A 12,224-nucleotide genomic window follows, 5' to 3' on the forward strand; every position below is an offset into this window, starting at 1 on the left:
TCGTCATGCCGCCGCGGTATCTCAAAGCATAGATCCCGCTAACACGTAGCGGGATGACGAATTACTATACCGTCACGGTATCTCAGCCGCTAACAAGTAGCGGAATGACGAGCTTATCGTCATGCCGCCGCAAACCGTCATACCGCCGCGGTATCTCAGCCGCTAACACGTAGCGGGATGACGATTGTCAGGCTAGCTGTCATCCCAGTTTGGAATCCAGGAAAAAGAATGGTGTCATCCCAGTGCCCAGACACTGGGATCCAGGAAAGTTTGCTTGTAAACAAGAAAACTAGCATAGAAAGTGGTTACAACGTTTTCGATGAGATTATATGGAAAACTGGATTCCAGTGTCAAGCACTGGAATGACATCACAGGGGCACTGGAATGACACCTCTCTTGGGCTCTTTTAGCTATAAACATTAAGAAATTTACCAAATGAAAAAAAAGGCAAAAGAAGCCCTAGTCATTGTCTATTTTCAGTATTGGCGTTTTTTAAGCCTTAAACGCTGCAATTTAGCTGCTTTTAAGTGCAACTAACCTTAGCTAAAATGTTTAAGAAATTTACTAAGCAGAAAAAAAGGCAAAGAAACCCCGTGGTAATTAGTGTTCACTCTCTAATCCTGCAAATTGGCGTACTATACTGTCTTAAACGACTTATAAGCGCGTTTCAGCTTATATAGGTAAAAACCTAGAAATGTTGTGAAGACATAAGGTGCTCATAGTGCAAAAAATTAAAAATAAGACGCCAATCACGTAATACTGTTGTCGTTTAATCTGCACAGATTGAAGATAAATGAATACCTCCAGTACCATGATAAGGGGGCTGGCGAAATGTGTCAAGGAATTCTTATGTAAGAGATCTATTGAAATGCCCCTGTAAAATTATACTATTAATTAGTACACTGTAAATTTAAAATTATAAATATGTTAAGCAGATTGGTAATTTTGCTATTAGTTTCCATACTTCCTTTTTCTTCATACTCATACCAGTTTAGAACCAAAGCAAAGCAAGCAGTAGTTTTAGATTTAGCTTCAGACTCGCTCATTTTTGACCATAATTCCGATGAAAAAATGGCCCCATCTTCAATGAGCAAGCTAATGACTTTATATATAGCCTTCGATTATCTAAAAGCTGGAATAATAAATATGGAGGATAAATTTCGAGTAAGCAGAAAAGCGTGGGAAAGAAAAGGCTCTTCTATGTTTTTGAAAGAAGGTCAATTTGTTACGGTGAGGGAATTACTTGAAGGAATTACAATAGTCTCAGGTAATGATGCCTGCATAACACTAGCTGAGGGCATTGCAGGATCAGAAGAGAATTTTGTGGCTGAAATGAATGAGGTTGCACAAAATTTGAATCTGAATGACAGTCATTTTGTCAACTCAAGCGGGTGGCCAGATGGAGATCATTTCATGAGCGCAAAAGACTTGGTAATGCTGGCAAAAAGGATTTTCACCGATTTTCCTGAATATTATGATTTATTTTCTGAACAATATTTGACATATAATGAAATTGCACAAAAGAATAAAAATCTTCTACTTTTTCACGACATTGGGGTTGACGGTTTAAAAACCGGTTATACAAATGCTGGTGGTTACGGCATTGTAGCATCTGCAAAACGAAATGATAGGAGAATTTTTGCTGTTGTAAATGGTTTAAACACTGAGAAAGAGCGAATAGAAGAAGCAAAAAGACTGATACAATATTCCTTAAATCATTTTAACACCAAGAAAATATTCGTTAAAGACAGTGTAGTTGAGGAAGTAAATGTTCTTTATGGGAAAGATAGAAAAGTACCTGTCACAGTTGCAAACGATGTTACCATAACTTACAACCGCAAATTGCATGACCAAATTAAGGTGCGTATTGAATATAAAGATATGATACCTGCACCAATTAAAAAAGGTCAAGAAGTGGGCAAAGTTTTTGTAGAAATACCAGGCATTGAACAACAAACTACACCACTTTATGCAGCAAATGACGTGCAGGAATTGAATTTCATAGAAAAGTTTTTTAGGATGTTGTTTTAAGTTTGATATTAAAGCAATTCCGAAAGAGAGATCTATTGCACTTTAGTGTAGTTTTGACTAACAATTTCTGTTACAATACAAGATTGAAATGTTACGAAAATGTGCTGGTTATATTTGTTGCTGTCCAGTATCCTAGAGATACTGTGGGCTGTAACGCTAAAGTTTAGTAACAGTTTTACTAAAGTTGTGCCTTCGATTGCAACATTGGTAATTATGATCATTAGCATTTACTTTTTATCTCTTGCAGCATGCTTTCTACCTATTAGAGTATGCTATGCAGTTTCCTCTGGAATATGCACAATTGGAATAACTATAATTGGTGCAACCACTTTCACAGAGAATATTAATTTATCTCAAGTTTTATGTATCGTTTTAATTGTAATAGGAACCATAGGGCTAAAGCTCTCTATTTAAACCTAAAAATTTATGCATGAATTGGATATATTTACTCTTATCGTCACTAATTGAAGTGTTCTGGGTCATAACACTTAAGCATAGTTATGGATTTACTCATCTTGTACCATCAATAATTAGCATATTCTCCATGGCTCTTAGTACGTATTTACTTTCGCTCGCTACACGTTCTATACCTATCGGAGTATGCTATGCAATTTGGACTGGAGTGGGCGCTATAGGAGCTTCGATACTTGGAGTTTACCTATTTAATGAACCAGTTAATTTATTCGAAGTAATATGCTTTATTTTAGTTACATTCGGGATTATAGGATTAAAATTGTTTGATACTGCAAAACAAACTGTTGATAAAATGGAATAAGAGATCCCAAACTGGGATGACACTAAAGGCACTCCATCTTGTCATGCAACTGGAATCCAGCTTATGAGAGCTACAAAAAATAGCTTGACAAACTCCGTCAGCCCTCTTACCATGAAACTGAAGCTATTTATTTATCTTCGCAATCTCTGCAGTGGATTAATGACAAAAAACTTAATGTATTTGGCGTAAATCATGCTTAATTTTTGCACTATGTGCACCTCATGTCTTTATAAAACTTCTAGGTTTCTACCTATATAAGCTGAAACGCGCTTATAAAGCGTTTAAGACAGTAAAAGACGTCAAATAGACAAGGGAGAACTTGAATACTAGCTACCCTAGGGTTTCTTTGCCTTTTTTTCCACTTAGTAAATTTCTTAATGTTTATAATTTAGGTTAGTCGCATTTAAAAGCGGCTGAATCGCGGTTATTAAGCGTTTAGAATAAAAAACGCCAATATTTTGAAGTACATATAAATAACTAGTCACCAACGGGGCTTCTTTTGCCTTTTTTTCGCTTGGTAAATTTCTTAATGTTTATGGCTAACATGAAGCTAAGTACGAACTTTGTTAAACACAACGAATGGTGTCATTCCAGTGCTCCTTTTTTTGTCATCCCAGTCTGGGATCCAGTTCTTATTACCTGGTATAAAGTTAAGTTTTCTGGATCCAAGTAGTCTGGGCACTGGCTGCCTAGTGGAAATTTATAACAACTGTGTCAACCTTCTCTACACAGCTCCTTCTTTTCATTTACGTTTTGCGCTTCTTTCGTTTCGTCCATTTTAGTACTAGGTTTTAATATGCTATATGTAATACCACCAAATGAATTCTTATAGCTAGACAGCCCCATGTCATACCGCCGAGGCGCTAACAAGTAGCGGAATGACAGCAGCCCTACGTCATACCGCCGCGGTATCTCTTAGCCGCTAACAAGCAGCGGGGTGACGGTTGTCAGTAAGCCTAAATTACTTTAGCTATAAAAGTCTAATTTTGCTTAGTAAGCACACTAACTATGAAACAGTCTATATTACCATCAAAAACAGAATTTATATTGCCTACTTCATGTCCAGTTCTTAAATCTTTCACCATTTGATATGGATGCATAACGTACGATCTGATCTGATTGCCCCAGCCTATATCGCATTTTTTACCATACTCTTCAGCCATCTTTTGTTCTTTTTTTTCCAGTTCAATTTGGTATAAACGTCCTTTAAGTAATTTTAACGCCTCATCTTTATTTCTGTGTTGAGAACGACCATTTTGGCATTGAACTACAACACCAGTTGGAATATGCGTAATGCGTACCGCACTTTCAGTCTTGTTCACATGCTGACCGCCTGCTCCGGAAGCACGGTAGGTGTCGATTTTCAGATCCTTTTCATCCACAGCAATATCAATTGAATCTTCTATCACTGGAGTTACTCCTACACTTGCAAAACTGGTATGACGTTTACCATTTGCATCAAACGGCGATATTCTAACCAGCCTGTGAATTCCACTTTCACTTTTTGCCCATCCATAAGCTTTTTCTCCAACGATTTTTATCATTGCAGACTTTATACCAACCGACTCTCCTTCTAATTTTTCTACAACTTCAACTTTAAAGTTGTGATAAATTTCTGCCCACCTTACATACATGCGCATCAGCATTTCAGCCCAATCATTGCTCTCGGTTCCGCCAGCTCCTGAGTGGATTTCTAAAAAGCAGTCATTGTTATCTGCTTCACCAGTAAATAAGGATTCTGTTTCTTTACACTTGATTAATTTTTCTAACTTTACCAGTTCATTTTCAACTTCGGAGAAAAATTCTTCATCATTTTCATCAATAGCGGATTTCATTAAATCGATAGCGTTACTGTAGTCGCTTTCCAGCTTTAAAAACGACTCTACGTCATTCTTAATTTTAGAACGTTCTTTTAAAATTTCTTGTGCTTTTTGGTTATCTTGCCACAGATCATCATCTGCAGCTTGGGAGTCAAGCTCTTCAAGACGCAACTTTAATTTTTCTATGTCAAAGACACCTCCTGATAAGAGAAATACTTTTATTTAAGCTTTGAAAGTGTTCAAGAATTTCTGAATAAGTTTTCATTATACTTTAGATTTTAATATATTTACTATTACTAACAATAACAGCAAACAAAATAGAAATTTAACCATATAGTAGTTAATTTGAAATAATTTTATTATACTTTAATGCTCAACGGAATCAAGCACGTATATTTAAAGGTAAAATAATGAATATTAAAATAAGTTCTCATTATGGTTTAGACAAAAAGGCTATTGATGACTTAATAGAGTCACTTGATAACGATGAGCTAGAAAATGTTCGTAATATTGTAAAAACGATAGATAGCGTTCAGTTAGCTTATTTTTTATCTACTTCAATCAGTGATCACAGGGAGAAACTAGTTAATATCCTCGATCAACATTTGTTAAGTGATGCCCTAGTGCATGTAGTGCCAGATTTACAAATAGAGATCATAGAAACATTGGGAATAGAAAATACAGCAAAGTTACTAATGCTCCTTGATGTAGAAGATATAGTAACCATAGTGAAAGATTTAGATAGAAAGTCTGTAGAAAATATACTTTACTATTTGCCCAGCAAGACTCAGAAATCAGTAGAGGAGTTGCTATCATACCCAGAAGAAAGTGCAGGGAGGTTAATACATAAAGATATGGTTATAGCTCCATATTATTGGACAATAAATCAACTGACAGAATTTGTGTGCAACTATAAAAAAATACCAGAAAAATTTTACCAGATATTCATTATCAACTCAAAATTAGAGCCTATAGGCAGTGTTAATTTAAATAAGGTAATATCTCACTCAGGAGACACAATAATAAAAGAGATAATGGATCATGACATAAAAATCATTAAAACTGGAGTAGACCAAGAGGAAGTAGCAAGAATATTTAAAGATTACTCTCTATTATCAGCTCCGGTAGTAAATAAGAATGGTAAAATTATAGGTGTGATCTTAATTGAAGATGTGATAAAAGTTGTTCAACAAGAAACAGAAGAGGATGTACTCAAAATAAGCGGTGTATCTTCTAAAGCCGATATAAATGCCCCTATACATAAAACTATAATTAAAAGGCTACCTTGGTTACTGTTTAACCTCTTAGCTGCAACAATGTGTTCCATAGTAGTTGGCTTTTTCGATGATGTAATAAAAAGTTTTATAGTACTGCCAATAATCATGCCGATAATTGCATCAATGAGTGGAAATGCAGGATCGCAAACGGTAACACTAACCATCCGGGCAATCGCAACAAAATATCTAACTGAGCAGAATGCAAAAAGAATACTTGTAAAAGAGTTTTTAATAGGTCTTATAAACGGGGTGATCTTATCTACTATTTCATTAGTAGTGTTAGCAATAAGGTTTCACAGCTTCAAAGTGGAGATGATTTTTGTGGTCTCCATGATTATGATGTCAATTATTGCAACGTTCATCGGAACTTTCATTCCTATAATGCTTCATCGTTTAAAGTCTGACCCTGCCGTTTCTTCTTCAATCCTAACATCGGCAACAACTGATATTCTCTCAGCTCTTATATTTCTTGGTTTAGCTACGATCTTTTTATTAAACAGTTGACACTATCTATAGCTATACCGCGATTTATTCCATAGCTGTACGAACATTCATTTTTAAAGGTAAACTGTACAGCGAATGGTGTCATTCCAGTCTGAAATCCAGCCTTTTCATAATCATCAAAACGTTGTATTGTAACATAAAACGGCTACTTTTATGCTTACCAACTTAATAAAATTCCTGGATCCCAGTGTCTGGGCACTGGGATGACACCCTCCTGATAGACAATGTTCGTACAGCTGTGAATTTATTCGCGGTATCTCGGCATAGATTCCGCTAACTAGTAGCGGAATGACGGTTTTTCAAATTGTCGTAAGTCAGTTTAGCTATAATATCAAGTTTCACAACTTCACCAACTATTTCTTTCTATTAAATAAGAATAAGTTGCCTATACAAAAATAGATTGGCAATATTTCAAGTCTGCCAAGCAGCATTAAAAACGATAGAAATAATTTTACTTCATTACTGAAAGAAGAATAGTTACCTGAAGGGCCTATTAAATTACTAAATCCTGGACCAGAGTTTGTAAGCGTTGCAGAGACTGAGCTGATGCTAGTTATAAAGTCTGCATTGCTTAAGTAAGACATCACTACTGATGAAATGGTAAACGTTAACATGAAAATTGCAAAAAATATAAAGACAGAGTGAACTTCATCATTCTCCAGAATTTTTCCATTGAATTTTACCCTATTGCCTGCGCCTGGGTTTAATAAAAGGCGAAAGTGATTTTCTATAGACCTTAGAAAAATGATCAAACGAAAGATTTTGATGCCACCACTTGAAGAACCACTACATCCACCAACAAAGGTTAGAAAAAAAGCTAAGACTGAAATGAAGCTCCAATCTATATGATTACAGATTGCATAACCAGTTGACGTAATCAAGGAAGTGATGGTAAATGTGCTGCATCTAAATGATAATGACACTCCTAAATCAACATTTTTATACAACCAAAAACAAGCAAATAAAGATGAAACAATAACTATCTTAACAAAGTAAGAGACCTGTTCGTCATAGCAAATGTCTAACCGTCTTATAATTTTTAAATAGCTAAGAAAAGGCAGAGAACCCAAAATCATAAAAATGATCGTTATGACTTCTAACATAGGGTTATTATAGTGCCCTATAGAATCATTATAGTTAGCAAATCCACCAGTTGATACAGCGGACATTCCGTGACATATTGCATCAAACAGTGGCATACCAGCTAGATAATAGGAAAATATACATAACAAAATTAGGCCATAATATATTGCCGTAACATGAACCACTACGCTTCGCGTGTTCGGCAACTTCCTTTTGGTAGCATCTGAATATTCAGAATAAAGTAAATTATTTAGGCTGAGAATCTTGAGCATAGGAAAAACTGCAATTCCTAAAGTGATTACACCAAAACCACCTATGCCATGCAGCATTGCTCTCCACAGCAGTATTCCCGAAGATTGCTTTTCAATATCATCAAATATAGTTGCCCCTGTGGTTGTGATGCCAGATATCGTTTCAAATAATGCATCAACATAGCTCAGATTATCAAAATAGAAAGGAATAGCTGCAAACAAAGACAAGGCAATCCAGGTGCAACTAGTAACCGCAAAAATTGCTGGCATGCCATGCAATCTACTTAATTTACCGAGTAAAATAAAAATTACGCCAGATGTGCAGGTAATTATGAATCCAGCGAGGAAATTTTTCCATTCGTAGCTGAGATACTTATTGGTAATAGCAGGAATAAGCATTGCTAAGCTAAATAACAATAGGAATATTCCCACAATAAATGCAATTGAACGTAAAGTTTGTAAACGTTGATGATTTTTCATAGAGTTACTTCCTCGCTATACAAAGCCATAAAAGCTACTCTAACGTCAAGCACTTTGTTGTAACAGCGCACTTGACTTACTTGTAAATATGTGTGATAATTAAGCTATAGAAAATAGAGGTAAGATATGATTGGATTAACTAATGCACAAGAAGAAATTCTAGGTTCATTAAGACAGGCAGTCTGGAATGGCAATTTTCAAGAAGTCCAGAACGTACTCGACAATAATGAACATAATGATATACAAGCAGTTTTGAGCCACAAGAGGACTTTGACTAGTGACAAAGGTACCATTTTAGATTTTGTTATTGACTGTCCTGAAGCTAGCGTTAACACTAAAGTAGAGATCATTGAACTAATTTGGAAGGAGGCTGATCAAAAAACTCGTGATTCTTTGTGTGGTTGCAAGGTAACAAAATTTTTTGAAGATCAACCATATTTTACGGATACAATAGATAATCTTAAACGTTTTCAAGGAAAAATTGACCTTAATAACACAGATATATATCCTGCTCTTAAAACAGTTATTGAAGAAGTGGAAGAGCACAAGAGGGTAATGGGTCTTGATTCCAACGCTCCTATAGCAACTAACACTACTGAACCTACTACTGGCAACAAAACCCCAGAAAAGAACGAAACAACCTTCTGGAGTGAACACAAAGGGAAGATTTCTCTAGGCGTTGTTGGACTATGCGTAGCTGGTGCTATTGCAGCCTATGTGCTAGCGTATCCTGCAGTTACATTAGCTTTAGCAGTTTTGGCAGCAGTTATATTAATAGGTGCTGGTATTGCTAAGGTTTGTGAGAAAGTGAAAAATCCAAGTGTAGACAAGGTATTTGACAAAAACGAGCAGTTATTGAATCAATAGACTTCTTACATTATCTACTGTCATCCGAGTAGCTGACACACAACTGTACGAACGTTGTGCTACCAGGAGGGTGTCATCCCAGTGCCCAGACACTGGGATCCAGTTTTTATTACCTGGTGTAAAGTTAAGTTTCCTGGATTCCAGTGTCAAGCACTGGAATGACACCATCATAAAGTGAAATTAGATTACAGTGTCAGCTACTTGCATGACACCATTTGTTGTAAACTCACTTTTACTCTATGGTTATACTACCTTGCCGCTATCCTGAACGGATACAAGAAGCGTTGCCGTCACGTTATATCATAAACTTTTGCTGAAGCTTTCTTTATATCTTCACTTGAAAGTGGGATTAGACCAAGCCTAGATAGGTACCCATCTTCAATGCCGATCGAATCTATAATTTCTTTAATGAATTCTCTGAATCCATCAACAGTATCCAGGTGTTCTTTCTTTATGTAAAGGTATAGAGGTCTTGATAATATATATTTTCCTGATGATATATTTTCATAGGTTGGCTCAATTCCTGCAATTGTGCTTCCTTGTATTTTATCTTGATTCCTCATTAAAAAGCTGAAACTAAATATCCCTAAGGCGTTTTTGTTACTTTTCAATTTTTGTATTATTATGTTTTCATTAATTCCAACTTCTATATACCTTCCATCATCCCTTATATTACCACATGCTTTCTTTCTTTCTTCCTGATCTTTATAATTCTCTTTAAAAATTCTTGAATTCATGCATGAATATTGATCAAGCATAATAGAATTAACCAAAGTTTCGTATGTACCTGTATTTTGATGTGGACCATAAATTTCAATTTCTGTTTTTGGTAAGGCTTGATTTACATCAGACCAAAACTTCTTATTATTTTTTACTAATTTATCATTTTCTTGAGAATATGCAGATAAAGTTTCAAATAAGTCCTTCTTTGTGAAATCAAATCTATGGCTTTGATTTGAATTTGCAATGACAATTCCATCGTAGCCAATGATGATCTCTATCACTTCATTAATTTTATTCCTTTTACATAGTTCTCTTTCTACTTCCTTTATAGGGCGAGATGAAGTGGTGATGTCTGGCGTGTCTTCCCCTATTCCTGAGCAAAACATTTTGAACCCTGATCCACTTCCTATTGATTCTACAACTGGAGTCTTAAAGGAGAATACACGATTGAACTCCTCGGCTACAAATGAGATAAAAGGAAAAACAGTTGAAGACCCAACAATTCTGATGTATTTCCTGGCATCAGCATTTGACAGCGGCGTGAATAATACGAATACAAAAATCAGGAGAAAGTTTCTAAGCATTATTTTTAGTTAAGAACATAAATCTAATTATTGTAATAAAAAATCAAACTGAAAAGCTTTAATTGCATGACAAAAGCTACAGTTTACATTTAAATTTTATTTTATATTATTGTAAGTATTACACAACTTTAAGGAACAGTTATGGCAGTTATGCCAGATAAATGGATAAGAGAAAAAGCTGAAAACTTTGGAATGATAGAGCCTTTTGTGAATCACAAAAGCAGCAAAGGTGTCATATCTTTTGGACTATCATCTTATGGTTACGATGCAAGAGTGGATAATAAATTTAAGATTTTTACTAACGTTAATTCAGCTGTTGTGGACCCTAAAAATTTTTCTGAGAATAGTTTTATAGATAGAGAAACAGATGTATGCATAATTCCACCAAATAGTTTCGTACTTGCAAGTACAGTGGAATATTTTCGTATACCAAGGAATGTACTGGTCATTTGTGTTGGTAAATCAACTTACGCAAGGTGTGGAATTATAGTAAACGTTACTCCCTTAGAACCTGGATGGGAAGGTCATGTCACACTCGAATTCTCAAACACCACTCCACTTCCTGCAAAAATTTATGCTAATGAAGGCGCATGCCAATTCGTATTTTTAAGCGGCGAAAGTGAGTGTGAGAAATCATATGATGATATGAAAGGAAAATATATGAATCAGCATGGTATCACTCTGCCGCTGGTGAAATAATTACTGCTTTCGTTGTGAGCTACCAGGCTGCTCTATAGACAATATTCCACTATCACCAGATAGCAAAGTGCGTACTGATTCACTTTGTCTAAGACGCTCAATTGCCTGCTTTTTGTTACTTCCAATGCGTGTGCTAAGACCACATTGAAGGTCTACGCCACCCTCTTCAATAAGGCTACATTGTAAACCAAAACCGACAGCATAACCTTCTGTTTCACCAGCAGCAATTATCCCCTTTATAGCTACATTGTGGTCATCTTCAACTGTTCTTATCACTCCTTTACCGTCTTTAATATCATCATTTACAATCCCTGCTATAATGGTCCGATCTATAGCTTGTTCATCTCCCATTGCTCGAGATATTACTTCTATATTTGGTTGATCATGATCTGCACCATTTTGCTGTTCCAATTTACCAACTTCTTCTTCAATACGTTTCTTGTACTCTTCATCATTAACTTCATTTATTGCTTGGTTTTCTATACTTGTATTTTTTTGATGAAGGAAATCTATATTAATGCAATAAAAAATAAGTGCAGGTATCAGTGAAGTCATTATATTTAATATAATGCACGGAATTAAAATCACAGCAGCAGCTATATAGATTAGAGATCTAACTATAAACTTTATTACTTTAGATAATTTAGAATCATCTTTTTGAGCATTAACGGCATTCAAAAATAGGTAGGTAAGACCAATTAATGATACTGTTATAGCAGTGGGTACAATAATTGGAACAAGTAAAAAGGCATCAATTAACCTCTTTCCAGAGCTAGTTGGTTTAGTGCTATTATTATTCAGTGATGCAAAATAACCTTGACCAAGATTAGCAATCCATTTTGCACCGGATAAGACTCTCTCACTATTTTCTTTAGATAAGTTAACTTTCATTGGTTTTACCATACTTATAATCATGCTAATTATACTAATAATTAATATTGTAAAATCAACATAAATTTTTTACTTCCGCACTTTTTCATTGTTGCTTACAATAATTATAGCTACACGATTTACTCATGTGCTTTTCTTAATTAAAAACTTCAACTATTCATTGTAAGTTATTGAATTTCTTATCATAGTATCTATCATCCGAGTAGCCCCTTTCTTGTCATCCCAGTGCCTTGACTACT

Annotated in this window: 12 protein-coding genes; 8 read left to right on the plus strand and 4 right to left on the minus strand. The window is 35.3% G+C overall.

Features of this window, described 5'->3' with window-relative positions; genetic code table 11:
• Window positions 1–177 precede the first annotated feature (177 nt).
• The 5 genes from ABWU69_RS03715 to ABWU69_RS03735 all read left to right on the plus strand — a co-directional run bounded on the left by ABWU69_RS03715 (window position 178) and on the right by ABWU69_RS03735 (window position 3,588).
• A complete protein-coding gene (locus ABWU69_RS03715) occupies window positions 178–366 on the plus strand; it encodes a hypothetical protein (protein ID WP_265035613.1) in 189 nt (62 codons plus the stop codon).
• Window positions 367–924: 558 nt separating this feature from the next.
• Window positions 925–2,031, plus strand: a complete 1,107-nt coding sequence (locus ABWU69_RS03720; RefSeq protein WP_353285408.1) for a D-alanyl-D-alanine carboxypeptidase family protein — start codon at window positions 925–927, stop codon at window positions 2,029–2,031.
• A gap of 99 nt (window positions 2,032–2,130) precedes the next feature.
• A complete protein-coding gene (locus tag ABWU69_RS03725; RefSeq protein WP_007548371.1) occupies window positions 2,131–2,445 on the plus strand; it encodes a DMT family transporter in 315 nt (104 codons plus the stop codon).
• A gap of 55 nt (window positions 2,446–2,500) precedes the next feature.
• Window positions 2,501–2,806: a DMT family transporter gene (locus ABWU69_RS03730; protein ID WP_353285409.1), complete on the plus strand. Its 306-nt coding sequence runs from the start codon at window positions 2,501–2,503 to the stop codon at window positions 2,804–2,806.
• Between the two features lie 563 nt (window positions 2,807–3,369).
• Complete coding sequence (locus ABWU69_RS03735) at window positions 3,370–3,588, plus strand: hypothetical protein (protein WP_265034286.1); 219 nt, start codon at window positions 3,370–3,372, stop codon at window positions 3,586–3,588.
• A 198-nt stretch (window positions 3,589–3,786) separates the two neighbouring features.
• Here the strand turns inward: ABWU69_RS03735 and prfB are convergent.
• Window positions 3,787–4,891, minus strand: a protein-coding gene (gene prfB, locus ABWU69_RS03740; RefSeq protein ID WP_353285410.1) for a peptide chain release factor 2 whose coding sequence is annotated in 2 segments (ribosomal slippage) — window positions 3,787–4,815 and window positions 4,817–4,891 — 1,104 coding nt in all. Because the reading frame shifts where the segments join, the coding sequence is not laid out codon by codon here.
• A gap of 145 nt (window positions 4,892–5,036) precedes the next feature.
• Here prfB and mgtE point away from each other — a divergent pair.
• Complete coding sequence (mgtE, locus tag ABWU69_RS03745) at window positions 5,037–6,407, plus strand: magnesium transporter (protein WP_353285411.1); 1,371 nt, start codon at window positions 5,037–5,039, stop codon at window positions 6,405–6,407.
• Window positions 6,408–6,760: 353 nt separating this feature from the next.
• Here the strand turns inward: mgtE and ABWU69_RS03755 are convergent, their stop codons facing one another.
• Window positions 6,761–8,221 (minus strand): TrkH family potassium uptake protein, encoded by a 1,461-nt coding sequence (locus ABWU69_RS03755; protein WP_265034289.1) that lies wholly within the window; start codon window positions 8,219–8,221, stop codon window positions 6,761–6,763.
• A 126-nt stretch (window positions 8,222–8,347) separates the two neighbouring features.
• Here ABWU69_RS03755 and ABWU69_RS03760 point away from each other — a divergent pair, with 126 nt between their 5' ends.
• On the plus strand, window positions 8,348–9,088 hold the full coding sequence (locus ABWU69_RS03760; protein WP_265034290.1) for a hypothetical protein: 741 nt from the start codon (window positions 8,348–8,350) through the stop codon (window positions 9,086–9,088).
• A 290-nt stretch (window positions 9,089–9,378) separates the two neighbouring features.
• Here ABWU69_RS03760 and ABWU69_RS03765 read toward each other — a convergent pair whose 3' ends face one another.
• Window positions 9,379–10,395: a substrate-binding domain-containing protein gene (locus ABWU69_RS03765; protein ID WP_353285412.1), complete on the minus strand. Its 1,017-nt coding sequence runs from the start codon at window positions 10,393–10,395 to the stop codon at window positions 9,379–9,381.
• 141 nt (window positions 10,396–10,536) lie between these two features.
• Here ABWU69_RS03765 and dcd point away from each other — a divergent pair, with 141 nt between their 5' ends.
• On the plus strand, window positions 10,537–11,094 hold the full coding sequence (gene dcd, locus ABWU69_RS03770) for a dCTP deaminase (protein WP_265025527.1): 558 nt from the start codon (window positions 10,537–10,539) through the stop codon (window positions 11,092–11,094).
• On the opposite strand, the gene ABWU69_RS03775 is transcribed toward dcd, so the two are convergent.
• A complete protein-coding gene (locus tag ABWU69_RS03775) occupies window positions 11,095–11,985 on the minus strand; it encodes a hypothetical protein (RefSeq protein ID WP_353285413.1) in 891 nt (296 codons plus the stop codon). It abuts the gene before it with no gap.
• Window positions 11,986–12,224 lie beyond the last annotated feature (239 nt).

Origin of the sequence: Wolbachia endosymbiont (group A) of Beris morrisii (assembly GCF_964028185.1) — a bacterium.
Taxonomy (GTDB): domain Bacteria; phylum Pseudomonadota; class Alphaproteobacteria; order Rickettsiales; family Anaplasmataceae; genus Wolbachia.

Bases quoted from the DNA above. Each gene is read 5' to 3' on its own strand.
- ABWU69_RS03715 (WP_265035613.1), top strand. From the start codon at position 178: ATGACGATTGTCAGGCTAGCTGTCATCCCAGTTTGGAATCCAGGAAAA.
- ABWU69_RS03720 (WP_353285408.1), top strand. From the start codon at position 925: ATGTTAAGCAGATTGGTAATTTTGCTATTAGTTTCCATACTTCCTTTT.
- ABWU69_RS03725 (WP_007548371.1), top strand. From the start codon at position 2,131: ATGTGCTGGTTATATTTGTTGCTGTCCAGTATCCTAGAGATACTGTGG.
- mgtE (WP_353285411.1), top strand. From the start codon at position 5,037: ATGAATATTAAAATAAGTTCTCATTATGGTTTAGACAAAAAGGCTATT.
- ABWU69_RS03755 (WP_265034289.1), bottom strand. From the start codon at position 8,221: ATGAAAAATCATCAACGTTTACAAACTTTACGTTCAATTGCATTTATT.
- ABWU69_RS03760 (WP_265034290.1), top strand. From the start codon at position 8,348: ATGATTGGATTAACTAATGCACAAGAAGAAATTCTAGGTTCATTAAGA.
- ABWU69_RS03765 (WP_353285412.1), bottom strand. From the start codon at position 10,395: ATGCTTAGAAACTTTCTCCTGATTTTTGTATTCGTATTATTCACGCCG.
- dcd (WP_265025527.1), top strand. From the start codon at position 10,537: ATGGCAGTTATGCCAGATAAATGGATAAGAGAAAAAGCTGAAAACTTT.
- ABWU69_RS03775 (WP_353285413.1), bottom strand. From the start codon at position 11,985: ATGAAAGTTAACTTATCTAAAGAAAATAGTGAGAGAGTCTTATCCGGT.